Origin of the sequence: Streptomyces sp. NPDC008125 (genome assembly GCF_042957125.1) — a bacterium.
GTDB lineage: Bacteria > Actinomycetota > Actinomycetes > Streptomycetales > Streptomycetaceae > Streptomyces.
In genome coordinates this window covers 225,580-242,910 of record NZ_JBIBHR010000007.1, presented here as the reverse complement: position 1 = coordinate 242,910, position 17,331 = coordinate 225,580, and the positions used below count along the sequence as shown (strand labels likewise).

At 72.8% G+C, this 17,331-nt stretch carries 15 protein-coding genes; 10 read left to right on the top strand and 5 right to left on the bottom strand.

Annotated features, from left to right (window positions below; translation table 11 throughout):
- Nucleotides 1–26: 26 nt before the first annotated feature.
- Nucleotides 27–1,517, bottom strand: coding sequence for a xylulokinase (xylB, locus tag ACFZAX_RS14725; protein ID WP_390961760.1), 1,491 nt, complete (start codon nucleotides 1,515–1,517; stop codon nucleotides 27–29).
- A 201-nt stretch (nucleotides 1,518–1,718) separates the two neighbouring features.
- Here xylB and xylA point away from each other — a divergent pair, with 201 nt between their 5' ends.
- Complete coding sequence (xylA, locus tag ACFZAX_RS14720) at nucleotides 1,719–2,888, top strand: xylose isomerase (protein ID WP_327179100.1); 1,170 nt, start codon at nucleotides 1,719–1,721, stop codon at nucleotides 2,886–2,888.
- A gap of 139 nt (nucleotides 2,889–3,027) precedes the next feature.
- On the opposite strand, the gene ACFZAX_RS14715 is transcribed toward xylA, so the two are convergent.
- From ACFZAX_RS14715 to ACFZAX_RS14705, 3 genes are all read right to left on the bottom strand, one after another.
- Nucleotides 3,028–4,272: an ROK family protein gene (locus ACFZAX_RS14715; RefSeq protein ID WP_390961929.1), complete on the bottom strand. Its 1,245-nt coding sequence runs from the start codon at nucleotides 4,270–4,272 to the stop codon at nucleotides 3,028–3,030.
- Between the two features lie 179 nt (nucleotides 4,273–4,451).
- The gene (locus ACFZAX_RS14710) at nucleotides 4,452–5,021 is read right to left on the bottom strand and encodes a DUF305 domain-containing protein (RefSeq protein ID WP_390961928.1); all 570 of its coding nucleotides are present in this window, start codon (nucleotides 5,019–5,021) and stop codon (nucleotides 4,452–4,454) included.
- Nucleotides 5,022–5,107: 86 nt separating this feature from the next.
- Nucleotides 5,108–5,758 carry a DUF3105 domain-containing protein gene (locus ACFZAX_RS14705; protein ID WP_390961759.1) on the bottom strand — a complete coding sequence of 217 codons (651 nt, stop codon included), beginning with the start codon at nucleotides 5,756–5,758 and terminating at the stop codon, nucleotides 5,108–5,110.
- 404 nt (nucleotides 5,759–6,162) lie between these two features.
- Between ACFZAX_RS14705 and ACFZAX_RS14700 the strand changes: the two genes are divergently transcribed.
- The 3 genes from ACFZAX_RS14700 to ACFZAX_RS14690 all read left to right on the top strand — a co-directional run bounded on the left by ACFZAX_RS14700 (nucleotide 6,163) and on the right by ACFZAX_RS14690 (nucleotide 9,536).
- A complete protein-coding gene (locus ACFZAX_RS14700) occupies nucleotides 6,163–7,005 on the top strand; it encodes a phospholipid scramblase-related protein (RefSeq protein ID WP_390961757.1) in 843 nt (280 codons plus the stop codon).
- A gap of 333 nt (nucleotides 7,006–7,338) precedes the next feature.
- A complete protein-coding gene (locus tag ACFZAX_RS14695) occupies nucleotides 7,339–9,033 on the top strand; it encodes an FUSC family protein (protein WP_390961756.1) in 1,695 nt (564 codons plus the stop codon).
- Nucleotides 9,030–9,536 carry a MarR family transcriptional regulator gene (locus ACFZAX_RS14690; protein ID WP_390961754.1) on the top strand — a complete coding sequence of 169 codons (507 nt, stop codon included), beginning with the start codon at nucleotides 9,030–9,032 and terminating at the stop codon, nucleotides 9,534–9,536. The genes ACFZAX_RS14695 and ACFZAX_RS14690 overlap by 4 nt, the downstream gene beginning before the upstream one ends.
- A gap of 22 nt (nucleotides 9,537–9,558) precedes the next feature.
- On the opposite strand, the gene ACFZAX_RS14685 is transcribed toward ACFZAX_RS14690, so the two are convergent.
- The gene (locus ACFZAX_RS14685; protein WP_390961753.1) at nucleotides 9,559–10,323 is read right to left on the bottom strand and encodes an IclR family transcriptional regulator C-terminal domain-containing protein; all 765 of its coding nucleotides are present in this window, start codon (nucleotides 10,321–10,323) and stop codon (nucleotides 9,559–9,561) included.
- Between the two features lie 577 nt (nucleotides 10,324–10,900).
- Between ACFZAX_RS14685 and ACFZAX_RS14680 the strand changes: the two genes are divergently transcribed.
- The 6 genes from ACFZAX_RS14680 (at nucleotide 10,901) to ACFZAX_RS14655 (ending at nucleotide 17,317) form a co-directional block, all read left to right on the top strand.
- A complete protein-coding gene (locus ACFZAX_RS14680; protein WP_390961752.1) occupies nucleotides 10,901–12,532 on the top strand; it encodes an ATP-binding protein in 1,632 nt (543 codons plus the stop codon).
- A complete protein-coding gene (locus tag ACFZAX_RS14675) occupies nucleotides 12,529–12,936 on the top strand; it encodes a roadblock/LC7 domain-containing protein (RefSeq protein WP_275491019.1) in 408 nt (135 codons plus the stop codon). The genes ACFZAX_RS14680 and ACFZAX_RS14675 overlap by 4 nt, the downstream gene beginning before the upstream one ends.
- Entirely contained in the window at nucleotides 12,933–13,304 is a 372-nt protein-coding gene (locus tag ACFZAX_RS14670) for a DUF742 domain-containing protein (protein ID WP_266711909.1), read from the top strand. The genes ACFZAX_RS14675 and ACFZAX_RS14670 overlap by 4 nt, the downstream gene beginning before the upstream one ends.
- Nucleotides 13,285–13,899 carry an ATP/GTP-binding protein gene (locus ACFZAX_RS14665; RefSeq protein WP_327179109.1) on the top strand — a complete coding sequence of 205 codons (615 nt, stop codon included), beginning with the start codon at nucleotides 13,285–13,287 and terminating at the stop codon, nucleotides 13,897–13,899. Before ACFZAX_RS14670 ends, ACFZAX_RS14665 begins: the two co-directional genes overlap by 20 nt.
- Before the next feature lie 424 nt (nucleotides 13,900–14,323).
- Nucleotides 14,324–15,832, top strand: a complete 1,509-nt coding sequence (locus ACFZAX_RS14660) for a cytochrome P450 (RefSeq protein WP_390961750.1) — start codon at nucleotides 14,324–14,326, stop codon at nucleotides 15,830–15,832.
- A 138-nt stretch (nucleotides 15,833–15,970) separates the two neighbouring features.
- Nucleotides 15,971–17,317, top strand: coding sequence for a 6-phospho-beta-glucosidase (locus ACFZAX_RS14655; RefSeq protein WP_390961748.1), 1,347 nt, complete (start codon nucleotides 15,971–15,973; stop codon nucleotides 17,315–17,317).
- The last annotated feature ends 14 nt before the right edge of the window (nucleotides 17,318–17,331 follow it).

Below are 17,331 nucleotides of genomic sequence, written 5' to 3'. Positions count from 1 at the left end.
ATCCGGCGGTGCTCCCGGAGGAGCCGTCAGCCGCCGAGAAGGGGCTGCGCGGACCGGTCGAGCACCGATCCGATCCGCTCCCAGGCCGCCGTGTCCCGCTCGACCGCGTCGAGTTGACGGTCCGTCCCGGCCGTGCCGTTGCCGTTCCATTCCGTCGCCAGGGCGACCGGGTCGCCACCGCCGGCCGCCGAGGCCGCGAGGGCGGCGGCGCCGAGCGCGACCAACTCGCCGTTGGCGGGCAGCACCAGGGGGCGGCCGGAGAGCCGGCGCACGGTCTCGATCCAGGTGGTGCCCTGCGCGCCGCCGCCGATCAGGCGCAGCGGGCGGGCGGCGACCTCCGGGTCAGCCGGATCGAGCCCGCAGGCGCGGAGCAGTTCGTCCATGGCGTGCAGCACGGTGAACGCCGCGCCTTCGTACGCGGCGCCCAGGAGTTGCTGCGGGGTGGTGTCGTGCCGCAATCCCGTGAGGAGCCCGGAGGCGTGGGGCAGATCGGGGGTGCGCTCGCCGTCCAGGTACGGAAGGAGCACGGCCTCGCCGCCGGGTGACGTGTCGTCACGGTGCAGGCCGAGCAGCGCGGCCACCTTGTCCACGGCGAGGGTGCAGTTCAGCGTGCAGGCGAGAGGGAGGTACGTCCCGTCCGCCGCCGCGAAACCGGCGAGCGCCGGGGAGGCGGGCCGGGTGCGCGAGGCCGCGAAGACGGTGCCGGATGTGCCGAGGCTGAGCACGGGGTGGTCGAGCAGCCCGGCCGCACCGAGGCCGAGGCCGACGGCAGCGCTCATGTTGTCGCCGGTACCGGCCGCGACGGCGATGCCGGCGGGCAGGCCGAGCTCCTCGGCCGCCCGGGCGGTCAGCGAACCGGCGCGGGCGCCGCCGGTCGGGGCGACCTCGGGCAGCAGGGCCGGGTCGAGGCCGATCAGGGCGAGCAGCTCGGGGTCGTACGCGCCGGTGGCGGTGGAGTACCAGCAGGTGCCGGAGGCGTCGCCGGGGTCGGTCACCGCGACGCCGGTGAGGCGCTCGGTGAGGAAGTCGTGCGGGAGGCGCACGCCCGCGGCGGCGTCCGCGCTCGCCGGGTCGTTCTCCCGCAGCCACTGCCACTTGGCGGCGGTCATCGAGGCGACCGGTACCGATCCGGTGCGTGCCGTCCACGCCTCCGGGCCGCCGAGCGCGGCGGTGAGGGCGGCGGCCTGCGGGGCGGAGCGGGTGTCGTTCCAGAGGAGGGCGGGGCGCAGCGGCCGGCCGCCGCGGTCCAGCACCACGAGGCCGTGCTGCTGTCCGGCGACCGCGATGCCCGTGACGGCCGAGGCGGGGACCCCGGACTCCTTCATTCCGGCGGCCACGGCCTCGCGCAGCGCCTGCCACCAGATCTCGGGGTCGGTCTCGCGGGCGCCACCCTCGCCCAGGACGGTGTGCGGGGCGCGGCCCACGGCGAGGAGCTCGCCGGTGACGGCATCGGTGACAGCTGCTTTGGTGGACTGGGTGGAACTGTCCACACCGATGACGACCGTGCGCGGCGGCATGGCTACCTCTTCTCGTGCTGCGGGATTTGCTCGTGCGACAAACAAATTACGTGATCGGACGGGGTGCGAACAGGGCGGTGAAGACTTTTTGGTTCCCAAGGGTTTCGCATCCGGCCCTCTCGGTGTCATATTAGTAATGGCACTGAACAAATTGGTCGGTCGGCAGAGCAGCCGTCCGCGCCCGTCGATCAAGAGGCAGACATGTCGGACCGCTTCACTCCCACTTCCGCTGACAAGTTCACCTTCGGTCTCTGGACCGTGGGCTGGCGGGGCAACGACCCCTTCGGTGAGCCGACCCGCCCGGCCCTGGACCCGGTCGAGTCCGTCGAGCGGCTCGCGGAGCTCGGCGCGCACGGTGTGACCTTCCACGACGACGACCTGATCCCCTTCGGCTCCTCCGACAGCGAGCGCGCCGCGGTGATCGGCCGGTTCAAGGACGCCCTGGAGCGCACCGGCCTCAAGGTCCCGATGGCCACCACCAACCTGTTCACGCACCCCGTGTTCAAGGACGGCGGCTTCACCTCCAACGACCGTGACGTCCGCCGCTACGCGCTGCGCAAGGTCATCCGCAACATCGACCTCGCCGCCGAGCTCGGCGCCGAGACCTACGTCGCCTGGGGCGGCCGCGAGGGCGCCGAGTCCGGTGGCGCCAAGGACGTCCGCGACGCCCTCGACCGCATGAAGGAGGCCTTCGACCTCCTCGGCGAGTACGTCACCGACAAGGGCTACGACATCCGCTTCGCGATCGAGCCGAAGCCCAACGAGCCCCGCGGCGACATCCTCCTGCCCACCGTCGGCCACGCCCTCGCCTTCATCGAGCGCCTGGAGCGCCCCGAGCTGTACGGCGTGAACCCCGAGGTCGGCCACGAGCAGATGGCCGGGCTCAACTTCCCGCACGGCATCGCCCAGGCGCTGTGGGCCGGCAAGCTCTACCACATCGACCTCAACGGCCAGTCCGGCATCAAGTACGACCAGGACTTCCGCTTCGGCGCCGGCGACCTGCGCCAGGCGTTCTGGCTCGTCGACCTCCTGGAGAACTCCGACTACACCGGCCCGCGCCACTTCGACTTCAAGCCGGTGCGCACCGACGGCATCGACGGTGTCTGGGAGTCCGCGAAGAACTGCATGCGCAACTACCTGATCCTCAAGGAGCGCGCGGCCGCCTTCCGCAACGACCCGGCCGTCCAGGAGGCGCTCGTCGCCTCCCGCCTGGACGAGCTGGCGCAGCCGACCGCCGCCGACGGCCTCAAGGGCCTCCTCGCCGACACCTCCGCCTACGAGGAGTTCGACGTCGACGCCGCCGCCGAGCGCTCCATGGCCTTCGAGGCCCTCGACCAGCTCGCCCTGGACCACCTCCTCGGCGTCCGCTGAACCGACCCGTCGCGCGCCTCGCGTCCCGCTCTCCGTCGGGCGGCCCGCGCCACGTGATGCGTCAACCGGCAGGGGCCGGGCCGTCCACCAGGACGGCCCGGCCCCTGCCGTTCGTGCGCGGGGACACGCCCCGGGGGCCTCAGCGCCCCCGGGAGGCGTACGCCACGGGGTCGGCCAGCACGTCCTGCATCACCAGGGCCGCCGCGCCCCGGGCCGCGTCCCCGGCCACCGACGACGCCCGGAGCCTGCCGCTGCCCGGCGACCAGAGACCGGAGACCACCCGACCGGTCAGCTCCTCGTCGGCGGGCCGCGCCAGCCACGGCATCAGGCCCCGGTAGATCCCGCCGAGCACCACCGCGTCCGGGTCGATCAGGTTCACCGCGCCCGACAGGACGCGCCCCAGCATCCGGCCCGCCTCGCCGACCGCCGCCTCGGCGCGCGCGTCACCGGCGCGCACCCGGCGCTCCAGCTCGATCACCGCCGCACCGCCCCCGACCACCTCTATGCCCGCCGCCCGCAGCAGCGCCGCCTGCCCGGCGTACTGCTCCAGGCAGCCGCGCGATCCGCACCGGCACTCGGGGCCGGACGGGTCCACCACCACATGGCCGATCTCCCCGGCGAAACCGTGCGCGCCGCGCAGCAGCTCGCCACCGATCACCAGGGCGCCGCCGACGCCGATCTCGCCCGTCAGGTAGAGGAAGCTGCGGACGTCGCCGAGACCGCCGAACCACAGCTCGGCCAGGGCGGCCAGGTTCGCCTCGTTCTCCGAGCTGACGGGGAGCGGGCGGAGCCCCGGGCTCAGGACCGCGAGGGCCTCGCCGAACAGGCGCTCCGCCGGTACCTGGTTCCAGCCGAGGTTGGGAGCCTGGCGCACCGCGCCGCCGGACACGAGGCCCGGCAGGGCGAGGGCCGCGCCCACGGGATCGAGTTCCTGTTCGCGGGCGGAGTCCAGGGTCCGCGCGGCGATCCGGGCGGCGCGCACCAGGACTTCCTCCGGCGGCTCCCCCCGGTTGTCCAGGTGCTCCGTCTGCCGTACCCGCCCGGTGCCCGCCAGGTCGACGACGCACACCGAGACGTAGTCGATGTTGACCTCCACACCGATGCCCGCGGGGCCGGTGCGGGCGACCTTGAGCGCGGTGCCGGGGCGCCCCGCCTGGCCGCTGAAGGTCTTGCCGGACTCGGTGAGGAAGCCGGTCTCCAGCAACTGCTCGACCAGCGAGGAGACCGCCGCCCGCGTGAGCCCCACGCGGGCCGCCACCCCGGCCCTGGTCGCCTCGCCGGTCTCGTCCTCGTCGCGGACGGCGCGCAGGACGAGGCTCAGGTTGTGCCGCCGGACGGTGTCCTTGTCGGCCTTGGGGCCCAGCTGCGTGAGGTGGTTCTTCATATCGTCCACGACCCTATGTGATGGCGGGCACGAGAGGACGGGGGCGGGGGACCGGTCCGCCCGCACCGTTCCCACCGCACCCTGTTGCCTACCGCACCCTGTTCCCCGCCTCCGCCCGAAGCTCCGCCTCCGCCCGAAGCTCCGCCCCGCCCGAAGCTCCGCTCAGGGTTTCGCGCCGCTCAGGGTTGCGCGCCGCGCTCGCGGAGCATGTCCGCCATGAGCGCGATCTCCGACCGCTGACCGCGCACCATGCCCGTGGCCAGGTTCCCGATCACCTCGGTCGTGGCCGAATCCGCCGCCGCCCGCGCCATCTCCGCCCCCGCGATGTGGTGCGCCGTCATGAGCCGCAGGTAGAGCACCTCGGCTTCCTCGCCCTTCGCCGCGCGCAGCGCGTCCAGCTGCGTGTCGGTGGCCATGCCGGGCATCAGCGCCCCGTCGTGCGGCGTGACCGTGTGTCCCATCCACCGCATCGGGGGCACCGCCGAGCTCTTGGGCAGGCCCCACGCCTCCAGCCAGCCCAGCATCATGCCGCGCTGGTTGGCCTGCGTGTTGATGATGTCGTACGCGAGCCGGCGCACGTCCTCGTCGTCGGTGCGGTCCCGGACGAGGAACGACATCTCCACGGCCTGCTGGTGGTGCACGGACATGTCACGGGCGAAGCCGGCGTCCACGGATCCGTCCGCGGGTGCCGACCGCCCGGCCTGGGACGCGGCGCCGGAGGAGGAGGCGGAGGACGGCCTGACGACCATCAGCACCACCAGCCCGAGGGCGAGCAGCAGCACGGCTGCGCCCGCCACCGCCAGCCGCCGTGGTCCGGCCGCGCGGCCGGCGCGCGTCACTTCTCGATCCCGCCGGTGCAGGCGGCACCCGGCTCCGGGGTCTGCGCGCCCTGCACGTACTTGGTGAAGAACTGCGCGACCCGCGGGTCGGACGCGCTCGTGACGGTGACCTGCTTGCCCCAGGCGCTCAGGATGAGCGGGTCGGCCTGGTCCTCCAGCGGGCTCATCAGGGAGTACGGAGTGGCCTCGACCCGCTCGGCGAGCGCCTTCACGTCGGCGTCCGCCGCCTTGCTGGTGTACGTGACCCACACGGCGCCGTGTTCCATCGAGTGGACGGCGTTCTCGTTCGGTATCGCCTCGGTGTACACGTCGGCGTCGCAGTTCATCCAGACCGGATTGTGGTCGCCGCCGACCGGCGGGTTCATCGGGTAGGTCACGGGCGTCCCGACGTGGTTCTGGGTGAGCTTGTCCCAGCTGCGCTCGCCCACGATGGCGTCGGTCGCGGCCTTCGCCTCGGCCTTGTCCTGGTCGTCCGCCCTCGTGATCAGGTAGCCGCCGCCGACGGCGAGTGCGGCGACCACCACGACGGCGGCCGAGACGGCGACGATCCGTGCGCGGCGCTGTCGGCCGCGCTCCTTGCGCCGCGCCTCCTCCAACTTGGCGCGCCGCGCTGCGGAGGCGGGGTTCTGGTCCTGGGTGGAAGTCATGGTCGTCCTCGGGATTCGGCATCGACGGGGAAGTGCGCCGGGCGGATGGTGCCCCGTGCGGGCGGCCGGGGGCAACACCCCGTTGAACAGAGGCGCTTGTTCTCGTCACACGCGAGCGGGGCCGCGGGAGGCGTACGGCACCGGGATCACGAGGCCGGGAGGTGTACGGCACCGGGCCCATGAGGCCGGGAGGTGTACGGCACCGGGCCCAAGGGTCCGCGACGGTGGGGAACTTGCCCGGCCGAACGGGACGGATCCCGTGGACGCGCGGCCCGCACACCCGAGGACCCGCTGGGGGGCGTTCTCCCGCACCTCGGTCCGGTCACCGCCGCCGCGGTCAACCGTTATAGGGGTGTGAAGTTCTGAGACGTGCCCGCGGCCCCGCCGCGGGATAGTGTGCCTCGGTGACCACGACCTCGAACATACCTGCGGGTTGGTTCCCTGACCCGCACGGTGCCACGGAGCTGCTCCGCTACTGGGACGGTTCCCAGTGGACCGAGCACACCCACCCCGCCGCCGGCGCCCAGCCGACGGCCCCGGCGGGCTCTCCGCAGGCCGCCGCCGTGAAGGCCCCGGCCCCTCAGGCTGCCGTGCCCCAGCAGCAGGCGGCGCCCGGCCAGACGGCTCAGCCCGGCCAGATCAGCGCCGGAACGCTCTTCAACCAGCAGGTCCTGGTGGTGAACCAGAAGGCCAAGCTGATCGAGGTGACGAACGAGTACCGCGTCTTCGACCAGCAGGGCGCGACCCTGGGCTCGGTCGTGGAGGTCGGGCAGAGCCTCTTCCGCAAGGTGATCCGCTTCGCCACCAGCTGGGACCAGTACCTCACGCACCGCCTGGAGATCCGGGACGCCTACGGGCAGCCCCAGCTTCTGCTGACCCGTCCCGCCAAGTTCATCAAGTCGCGCGTGATCGTCCAGCGCCCCGACGGGCAGACGGTCGGCGAGATCGTCCAGCAGAACGCGATCGGCAAGATCAACTTCGCGATCATGGTGGACGGCCAGAAGGTCGGCGCGATCAAGGCCGAGAACTGGCGCGCCTGGAACTTCGCGATCGTCGACCAGAACGACGCGGAGATCGCCCGGATCACCAAGACCTGGGAGGGGCTCGCCAAGACGCTCTTCACCACGGCGGACAACTACGTTCTCCAGATCCACTACCAGCTGCCCGAGCCGATGCTGAGCCTCGTCGTCGCGACGGCGCTCACCGTGGACACGGCCCTCAAGCAGGACTCGCGCGGACTCGGCTGAGCCGCGGACCCGCCCGGCCGGTGCCCCGTACGCGCGACGCGTACGGGGCACCGGCGTCTCCGGCCTCGTCGTGACGAGGCCGCGGCCTCCCGCCCTCTCCCCATCGGGATCGGCCCCGACGCGAAGGGGTACGCCCTGCTCGTCGGGGTCGACGGCATGCTCCGGGGCGCGCACCGGCTCCCCCGGTCGGCCTCCGTCCGACGGTCCCGGCCCCGGCGGGCGTCTGGGCCCGGGGCGGCGCGCAGGGTCTGGAGGAGGCGGCCGGGGGAACGGTCTCGGGCCGGCTCTCGGAACGACATCTTTTACAGGTGTAATACCTGTTAATGTATAGGGGTGAGTGAGACAACCGACCTTCCCCGGCGCCCATCCGCCCGCAGACTCCCCCTGAAGGCGGCACTCCGCCTCAACCACCCCTCGGACACCTGGTTCAAGCCTGCGCTGAGCGTGGTCGTCGCCTCCCTCGTACCGAACCTGCTGCTCTTCGCCGCGGACCGGCTGGACCTCGTGATGTACACGATGGCCGGCTCGCTCTGCGCCCTGTACGGGCACGCCCTCCCGTACGCCCGCCGCGCCGGGACCGTCGTGCGCGTCGTCGTCGGGATGATCGCCGGGCTGGCCGTGGCGCTGACCGCGGGCTCGCTCACCGACTCCACCGCGATCCTCGTAGCCGTCGGCGCGCTGCTCGCCGCCGTACAGAAGGCGCTCTGCGACGCGTCGCGCATCGGGCCGCCCGGACACGTGATCTTCACCTTCGTCACCTCCGCGGCCCTCTTCGCGCCCCAGCACCTCGGCCAGGTGCCCGGACACCTCGCGCTCACTCTCGCCGCCGGTGCCTTCTCCTGGTGCGTCACCGTGGTGGGCCCCGCCCTGCTGCGCCGCGAAGGACCCGAACGCCGCGCCACCGCGCGGGCCCTGGACGCGGCCGCCGCCTGCGTCGCCGACCCCGGTCCGCGTACGCGAGGCGCCGCCGCCGCGGCCGTCCACGGAGCCTGGCAGACCCTGCTCGCCTCCGGTCGTGCCACACCCGCCCGCCGCGCGCTGGAACGCCTCGTCGTGCACGCCGAGGCCGCGCTCGCCGAAAGCTCCCCGGCCGGTCACCGCGCCGCCGCCGACCCCGCGCAGCTGCGCGAATGGGCCGCGCTGACCCGGGCCCGCGGCCCCGTCCCGACGCCGCCCGCCGCCCCCGGCACCACCGCGGAGCTCTACGGCATCGACGCCGAGCGCGCCGGCCGCCGGGCCCGTACGAACCGGGGCGAGCTGCTGCGCCGCCTCGGTCCCGGCTCCCACGTGCTGCCCATCGCCGTCCGAACCCTCATCGGCTGCGCCCTCGCCGGATACGCCTGCGAGGCGCTCGGCGTCGGCCGCCCCTACTGGGCCATCGTCACCGCCGCCTCCCTCTACCAGGCCAACGTCACCCTCTCCTGGAACCGGGCCCTCCAGCGGACGCTGGGCAATCTGCTCGGCGTGCTCGTCTTCGCCGCGGTCCTCCCGCTCACCCGGGTGAGCCCGCTGCTGCTGATCGGCTGCGTCCTCTGCTTCAACTTCGCCGCCGAGGCCCTCATCACCCGCAACTACTGGCTCGGCTCGGTCGCGGTCACCCCGATGGCGCTCCTGGTCATCGAGTTCGGCGGCACCCACCCCGCCGGAGAACTCATCGGCGACCGGGTCATCGACACCGTGGTCGGCGCGGTGATCGGCTTCCTCGCCGCCGTGCTGGTCACCAACCGACGGGCCACCGGTCGGGTCGAACACGCGCTGGAGGCCACCGAGCGGGCCCGCGCCCACGCCGTACGGGTCCTCGCCGACGCCACCGCGGACCCCGCCGCCCTCGACGCCTCCCGCCGCGGGCTCACCGCCTCCCTGGTCGAGCTGCGCGAGGCCGGCGACACCGCCGCCGGGGAGTGGTGGCAGCGCGCCCTCCCGGAGGAGGACCTCGTCGCGGCGGAGCGGGCCGGACACCGTACGCTCGCCGCGACGGCACAACGGCAGGGGCTCATCTCCCTCGCCCCGGAGAACGGAGCGGTGTGAAGGACGACATCGTGGCCTCGGTGGTGCGCCAGTGGCAGGCGGTGAGCCCCGGTCTCGACACCGGGCCGATGGAGCTGATCGGTCGGATCAACCGCTGTGCTGCCCTCCTCCAGCAGGCAGAAGACGCCCCGCTGCGCGCCGCCGGACTCAACCGCGCGGAGTTCGACCTGCTCGGCGCGGTGCGCCGGACGGGCCGTGAGCTCACACCCGGCGAGCTGGCCCGTGAGACCTTCTCCTCCGGGGCCGCCGTCACCAAACGACTGCGTGCCCTCCAGGAGCGCGGCCTCGTCGAGCGCCGGGGCGACGACCGGGACCGCAGGGTCACCTACGTCCGCCTCACCGAGGAGGGGCGCGGCCTGGTCGACCGGCTGCTGCCCCAGCAACTCGCCTACGAGCGCTCGGTGCTGGCCGGGCTGGACGAACCGGCACGCGACCGCCTCAGCGCCCAGCTCAGCGAGCTGCTGGTGCAGTTGGAGGGGCGGATCGGCGGCGCCGGGCGCTGATCCGCCCCCGCAGGTTCGGCGGTCAGCCGACGGCCGGCTGTTCCAGCGCCGCCGCCGACTGCCGCAGCCGCACCGCGTGTTCGGCCAGCTCTGACTCGCCGCCGCGGTCGGCGGGGACCGAGGCCACCAGGGCGAGCCGGTCGCGCGGGCCCGAACCGGCGAGCGGCACCGCGACGGCGTTCATGCCCGGCGCCGACTCGCCGTTGCTCAGCGCGTACCCCTGGGCGCGGACCCGGTCCAGCTCCGCCAGCAGCGCGGTCCGCGAAACGGTCGTGCGCGCGGTGACCGGCTCCAGCTCCTCATCCGGACAGAGGGAGCCGACCTGACCGGCGGTCATCAGCGCGAGCAGCATCTTGCCCCCCGCCGTCGCGTGCGCCGGGTGGGTCAGGCCCGTCCCCGGCCGCACCCGCACCGGGTGCGGGGACTCCCGCCCGTCCGTGACGATGATCCGGTCCCCGATCAGCGCCACCGCCTGCACGGTCTCCCCGGTGCGCAGGACGGCGTCCTCCAGGACACGGGCCACCCGCTCCCGGACTGCCGTACCGAACCCCGCGGGGCGGCCCAGCCGCATCAGTTCCGGCCCCGCCGAGTAGCCCCGCCCCGTGGCGTCACGCCCGGCGAATCCCCGGCCCTCAAGCGTGGCGAGCACCCGGTGGGCGGTGGAACGCCCCACCTCCAGCAACCCGGCGGCCTCGCTGACGGTGAGCGTGTCATGGGTCAGGAACAGCCGCATCAGCCGCAGACCGGTGTCCAGCGACTCGATGGTGTATCCCGGGGCCGATGTCATGGGGTGCCCGCTCTCATCCGGTTCTCGCGCGGCCGAGCGGAGGCGCGGGCAGGTCCTCACCGGCCGTCAAACCGGGCCACTTTGCCCGCCACTCTTCCGCGGGGCGGGAATCCGCCCCTTTCGACCCACTTCGAGTGTGTGTGCGTACGTACTGCTCTGCGGGACGGCCGGAGTGAGGTCCTCCCGGCGCGATCCTAGGTCCTCGACCGCGGATCCTGCCGCAGCCCCGCCCGCGTTGGCTCACGAAGGGGGCGGGTCGCCCGGGATGATTACGGTCGGTTCCCGTGGTGCTCCGTACGTCTTCGTACCACTGTGCGGGACGGAGCCCCGGAATCCCGCCCTTCCGGCGCGGTTCGTCACTGTCCGCGCACGTCCGGAAGCGTTGAGTGCGAAAACTGGCGAGTGTATTACCACCGGAGTCCGCGCGCAGGGCGTTGGGTGAATGTGCCGACCCCCTGTTCTGATCTGGCTAAGCTCACGCGCAGTGAAGCCGAGTTGGCACCAATTCGCGCACATGTTCATGAGTGTCAGCACCTGTGGGCATACATCCCGGAATCAACCGCCAGAGGGTTTTTAGATGGTCCGTGTTGAATCACCACCGACCGACCGACGGATCCCCGTCGTCCGTGTACTCCTCCTGCCCGTCGCGCTGGTCGTCGGCGCCTCCGCGCTGGGCGTCACCCTGGTCACGGACGCCGCGCGGATACCACTCGCCGTGAGCGGCGCGCTCGCCGCCGTCGTGGTCGGTGCGTTCGCCGTCGCACTGAACCGGCGACGGTGCGAGACACGCGTCCTGCGCGCGCAGTACGAACAGCGCATCGCCCAGCTCGAATCGCGCATCGCCGCACACGACGAGGAGACCGTGCGGCTCACCAAGGAACTGATGCCCTCAGCCATCAGGATGCTGCGCGCGAGCAACTCGCCCGAAGAAGTCATGCGGGAGGTGGTGGACGGGGACGAGTCCTACCGCAACCTCCCCAAGGCGCTGCGACGCCTCGTCTACACCGTCCTGCAGATCATCGACGACGAGGAGGCCCGGCGTGACTCCGCGCAGCGCGCCTTCGTCAGCGTCGCCCGGCGCGTGCAGGCCATCGTCCACCGTCAGGCGAGCGAACTGCGGGAGATGGAGGACCACTACGGGCGCAACCCCGAGGTCTTCGACGACCTGCTCCGCATCGACCACGGCACCGCGCTGATCGGCCGCCTCGCCGACTCCATCGCCGTGCTCGGCGGTGCCCGCCCCAGCCGCCAGTGGCCCAAGCCCGTACCGCTGTTCAGCGTGCTGCGCGGTGCGATGTCCCGCATCCTGGAGTACCAGCGCGTCGATCTGCACTCGATCGCCAAGGTCGCCATCGTCGGCACCTCGGTCGAGCCGCTCATCCACGCCTGCGCCGAACTCCTCGACAACGCCACGCGCTACTCCCCGCCGCAGACCCGGGTGCACGTCACCGCGGTCGAGGTGCAGACGGGCATCGCGATCGAGATCGAGGACGGCGGCGTCAGCCTCAGCGAGGAGGCCCGCGCCCGGGCCGAGAACATGCTCGCCCAGGCCCAGGCCGGCATCAACATGAACGACCTCGGGGAGTCCCCCCGCCTCGGCATGGCGGTGGTCGGCCGGCTGTCGCGCATGTACCAACTCCAGGTATCGCTGCGCCAGTCCGCGTACGGCGGCGTCCGGGCCGTACTCATCGTGCCCCGGGACATGATCACCACCGGACCCGCGCCCGGCATCGCCCACGGCATCGGCGCCACCTCGCGGCCCACCAGCTCGCTCGACATGTCGCAGCTCCAGCACGTCGTGCCGCCCGCGGGAAAGCGGAAGGCCAGGGTCGCGGCCACCGGTCCGGTGCCCTCGGCAACCGCCGCGCCGGCCGCGTCCGCGCGCCCCGCCGCGCCCGCGGCGGCCATGGAGGACGAGGTCCCCGTGGTGACCGAGTGGACCGAGAACGGCCTGCCCCAGCGCCGCAGCAGGGGCCGCGCCCCGCTCGGCTCGCACAACCTCCCGCAGCAGGCCCCGGCCCCGGCGACGGAAGGCGTCCCGGCGGCGCTCAACGGCGCCGCCCCGCACGCCGCCGGCCGGACGGGCGGCGAGGAGAAGCCCCCCGGCCTCTGGCTGGAGGCATTCACCAAGGCCGTCAACGGCGTGCCGCACGACCCGAAGAACGGCGAAGACTCTGACGACGCGTGGGACAAGGGAGACCTCAAGTGATCCAGCAGCGGGGAAACATGGACTGGATGCTCAAGGAGCTGGCCGACGACGTTCCGAGCATCCACCAGATCGTGGTGCTCTCCTCGGACGGACTGCGCATCGCCATGCACGGCGGAGACCCGGACGTCGGGGACCGGCTGGCCGCGGCCTGCGCCGGTCTGCAGAGCCTGGCCGCCGCGGTCGCCTCCGAAATTCCCTACAGCGACGGCCTGATGAAGCTCGTCGTCATCGAGGTGACCGGCGGGTTCTTCTACCTGATGGCGGCCGGCACCGGCGCCTACCTCGCGGTACTGGCCGGTGAGACGGTCGACGCCGGGCTCGTCGGCGCGCGGATGCGCGACATGGTCGTCCGGATCGGGGCCCATCTGACCAGCCCGCCGCGCCACGACGGGCAGGCCGGATGAACGCTCCCCGACGGGAACGCCGCAATGCCGACCCGGCGCTCAATGATCCCGAGCGCCTGTACGTCATCACCGGCGATCTTGACGGCAGCGAGCGGGCAGCGCTCGACCTGGTCACCATGGTCGTCGCCCAGGCGGAACCCTCACCGACGTTCCAGCCCGAGCAGGCCGCGATCCTGCGGCTCTGCCAGGCACCCCTGTCAGTCGCCGAGATCTCCGCCTATCTCGGTCTCCCGTTCAGCGTCGTCACCTCACTTTTGACCGAATTACTCGCGACCGAACTGATCGAGTCGCGCGCACCCATCGTCCGCGCCACTCTCCCCGACAGGTCCCTTCTCGAAGCGGTGATGCATGGACTTCAGAAGCTCTGACACGATCACCGGCCCCCGCACCGAGGACGTCCTGCCCACCACGGCCACCGCCGCGGTGAAGGTCGTCATCGTCGGTGGATTCGGGGTCGGCAAGACCACCATGGTCGGTTCGGTCAGTGAGATCCGGCCTCTGACGACCGAAGAGACCATGACGCAGGCCGGCGTCGGCGTCGACGACAACGCCGGGGTGGAGAGCAAGACCGCCACCACCGTCGCCATGGACTTCGGCCGGATCAGCCTCAGCGAGGAACTGATCCTCTACCTGTTCGGCACGCCCGGCCAGGAACGCTTCTGGTTCCTGTGGAACGGCCTTTTCGAGGGCGCCCTCGGCGCCGTCGTCCTGATCGACACCCGGCGCCTCGAAACCAGCTTCGACGTCATCGGACGCCTGGAGGAGCGCGGAGTGCCGTTCGTCGTCGCCGTCAACACCTTTCCCGACGCCCCGCACCATCCGGTCGAGACGTTGCGGCAGGCGCTGGACCTGCCCGACGAAGTCCCCATGATCGACTGCGACGCGCGGCTTCGGGCGTCCAGCCGGGACGTGCTGATGACGCTCATGCGCTACCTGCACAGCCTGGCCGTACCCCTCGTATGACGTCCGGGGCGGCCGGCCGGACGATCCGGACGGCCGCCCCGGACGCAGGCCGTGTCGTGAAAGTCCCGCCTGTCCGGCGACGCCCGGCACGCACGCTCGCCGTGTCGTCGGGATCACCCCGGTACATCCAGTACCGGGGCGCCCCTCCGCCGTGCGACCGCACGCACCGGACGCCGCCGGACCCGCCCTCCGGGCGGACGGCGCTCCTTTCACCACACGACCTGGCCGCGCGGCGCCCGGGGCGTCCGGCGGATCCGGCCGGCCGCAGCGCGGCTCCGGTACGACGCGTCACCCCGACGCGAGGTACCGGACCGGGCGCGTGAGCCCGGCCGTGATCCGCCGGACACCCCCTCCGGTCCGTGTCCCCTCCCCGCCCGCGCAGCCCTCCCGCGCGACCCCTGAAAGCCTCATCACTGGAGCCACTGTGACAACCCCCTTCTCCCACGAACCCGGAGCGCCGACGGGAGCCGCCCCGCCGCCCGGATGCCCCGCCCACGGCCTCGGCCCCGGCGGGCTGCGCCGCTACTACGGCGCCGAGGTGGAGAACGACATCGTCGGGCTGAACGAGAAGCTGCGCGCCGAACACGGCAGCGTCGCCCCGGTGCTGCTCCACGGTGACGTACCCGCCTGGCTCGTCCTCGGCCACAGCGAGAACCTCTACGTCACCCGGACCCCCTCGCAGTTCTCCCGCGACTCCCGGCGCTGGCGCGCCCTGCAGGACGGCAGCGTGGGCCCCGAGCACCCGCTCGCGCCGATCTTCACGTACCAGCCCATCTGCGCCTTCGCGGACGGCGCGACCCACGAGCGCCAGCGCGGCGCGATCACGGACAGCATGGGCCGGATCGACACCCGCGGTGTGCGGCGCCACATCAACCGCTTCAGCAACCGCCTGGTCAACGACTTCTGCCTCAAGGGCACCGCCGACGTCGTCAGCCAGTTCGCCGAGCACCTGCCGATGATGGTCATGTGCGCGATCTTCGGTATGCCCGAGGAGTACGACGACCGGCTGGTGCAGGCCGCCCGCGACATGACGCGGGGCACCGAGACCGCCGTCACCAGCAACGCGTACGTCGTCGGCGTGCTCACCCGGCTCGTCGAGCGCAGGCGGGGCGCCCCGGAGTCCGACTTCGCCAGCTGGCTCCTCGAACACCCCGCCAGGATGAGCGACATCGAGGTCATCGAGCACCTCCGGCTGACGCTCATCGCGGCGTACGAGTCCACCGCCAACCTGATCGCCAACGTGATCCGGATGGTGCTGACCGATCCCCGCTTCCGGGCGCGGCTCAGCGGCGGCCACATGACCGTCCCCGAGGCGGTCGAGCAGACCCTCTGGGACGAGCCCCCCTTCTCCGCGGTCTTCGGCCGCTGGGCCGTCGGCGACACCGAGCTCGGCGGGAAGCAGATCAAGGCCGGCGACGCCATGCTCGTCAGCATCGCGGGCGCCAACAGCGACCCCGCCGTACGGCCCGACCTCAGCGCCTCCATGGAGGGCAACCGCGCCCACCTCGCCTTCAGCGGCGGTCCGCACGAGTGCCCGGGCCAGGACATCGGCCGCGCCATCGCGGACGTCGGCGTCGACGCGCTGCTCATGCGGCTGCCCGACCTCGAACTCGCGGTGGACGAGAACGAACTGCGCTGGATGGGCAACATCATGTCGCGCCATCTGACCGAACTCCCGGTCCAGTTCGCACCCAGCCCGCAGCAGGAGATCGACGACGAACCCATGACGTCGATGGCCGCCCGCTCCGCCCCCCGTAACGACTGGGAGATCTCGTCGCCGTCGCCGGGCGCCCCCGGCCGGCCGGCGGGCGGGCAGGAGGCCGCCGCGGCCCCGGCCGACGGCGCCCCGGCCCCCGCGATCCCGGAGCAGCGCACGCAGAGCACCACGGGCCGCCTGTGGCAGGCCGTGTCCAGCTGGTGGAAGGGGTACTGACCGAGGGGCCCCGGGGCGTCCGGTGCCCCGGGGAACGCCCCGCGCCGAGCGGTTCCCGGCGCGGACGGCGCGCCGGAGTCCCCGCCCGCCGTCCCCGTGTCCGGGCGGGCCGGGCCCGGACCCGTACCATCGAGCAGCGTGAAGCTGACAATTCTTGGCGGTGGCGGATTCCGGGTCCCCCTGGTGTACGGGGCACTGCTCGGCGATCACGCCGAGGGCCGCGTCTCCCGGGTCACCCTCTACGACACGGACCACGACCGCCTCGCGGCCGTCGCCCGGGTGCTGGACGAACAGGCCAGGGGGGTGCCGGACGCTCCCGCCGTGCTGGCCACCACCGACCTCGACGAGGCCCTGAGGGGCGCCGACTTCGTCTTCTCGGCGATCCGGGTCGGCGGCCTCGCCGGCCGCGCCGCCGACGAGCGGGTGGCCCTGGACGCGGGGGTGCTGGGCCAGGAGACGGTCGGGGCGGGCGGCATCGCGTACGGACTGCGGACCGTTCCGGTCGCCGTCGACCTCGCCCGCCGCATCGCCCGGCTCGCCCCGGACGCCTGGGTCATCAACTTCACCAACCCCGCGGGCCTGGTGACCGAGGCGATGTCCCGGCACCTGGGGAACCGGGTCGTCGGCATCTGCGACACGCCCGTGGGCCTCGGCCGGCGCATCGCCCGGGTCCTCGGCGCCGATCCGGACCGCGCGTGGATCGACTACGCGGGCCTCAACCACCTCGGGTGGGTCCAGGGCCTGTACGTGAACGGGCAGGACGAACTGCCCCGGCTGCTCGCCGACGACACCCTGCTCGGCTCCTTCGAGGAGGGCAGGCTCTTCGGCACCGAGCTGATCCGCTCGCTCGGCGCCGTGCCCAACGAGTACCTGCACTACTACTACTTCAACCGGGAAGCGGTCCGCGCCTACCAGCAGGCCGAGCTGACCCGGGGTGCCTTCCTCCGCGAGCAGCAGCAGGGTTTCTACGCGCGGATGCGCGAACCGGGCACCTCGCCCCTCGCCACCTGGGACCGTACCCGCGCAGAGCGCGAGGCGACCTACATGTCGGAGAACCGCGAGGTCGCGGGGGCAGGGGAGCGGGCCGCGAGCGACCTGGAGGCCGGCGGCTACGAACAGGTGGCCCTCGCCCTCATGCGAGCGGTCGCCCGCAACGAGCGCACCTCGCTCATCCTCAACGTCCGCAACGGCAGCACCCTATCGGCGCTCGACGCCGACGCGGTGGTCGAAGTCCCCTGCCTGGTCGACGCGAACGGCGCCCACCCGGTGGCGGTCAGCCCGCTTCCGCTCCACGCGGCCGGGCTCGTCGCCTCCGTGAAGGCCGTCGAACGCGCCGTGCTCGAAGCGGCCGACAGCGGATCGCGCTCCGCCGCCGTACGGGCGTTCGCGCTGCACCCGCTCGTGGACTCCGTCGACGTCGCCCGCGAACTGGTCGACGCCTACACCCGGGTGCACGCCCAGCTTTCCTACCTCGACAGGCCCTGACCTGCCTTTCCTGC

What these genes read in the sequence shown, in the direction of transcription:
- xylA (WP_327179100.1), top strand. Translation starts at nt 1,719, where the DNA reads ATGTCGGACCGCTTCACTCCCACTTCCGCTGACAAGTTCACCTTCGGT.
- ACFZAX_RS14710 (WP_390961928.1), bottom strand. Translation starts at nt 5,021, where the DNA reads ATGGTCGTCAGGCCGTCCTCCGCCTCCTCCTCCGGCGCCGCGTCCCAG.
- ACFZAX_RS14670 (WP_266711909.1), top strand. Translation starts at nt 12,933, where the DNA reads ATGAACGCTCCCCGACGGGAACGCCGCAATGCCGACCCGGCGCTCAAT.
- ACFZAX_RS14665 (WP_327179109.1), top strand. Translation starts at nt 13,285, where the DNA reads ATGGACTTCAGAAGCTCTGACACGATCACCGGCCCCCGCACCGAGGAC.
- ACFZAX_RS14705 (WP_390961759.1), bottom strand. Translation starts at nt 5,758, where the DNA reads ATGACTTCCACCCAGGACCAGAACCCCGCCTCCGCAGCGCGGCGCGCC.
- ACFZAX_RS14715 (WP_390961929.1), bottom strand. Translation starts at nt 4,272, where the DNA reads ATGAAGAACCACCTCACGCAGCTGGGCCCCAAGGCCGACAAGGACACC.
- xylB (WP_390961760.1), bottom strand. Translation starts at nt 1,517, where the DNA reads ATGCCGCCGCGCACGGTCGTCATCGGTGTGGACAGTTCCACCCAGTCC.
- ACFZAX_RS14680 (WP_390961752.1), top strand. Translation starts at nt 10,901, where the DNA reads ATGGTCCGTGTTGAATCACCACCGACCGACCGACGGATCCCCGTCGTC.
- ACFZAX_RS14685 (WP_390961753.1), bottom strand. Translation starts at nt 10,323, where the DNA reads ATGACATCGGCCCCGGGATACACCATCGAGTCGCTGGACACCGGTCTG.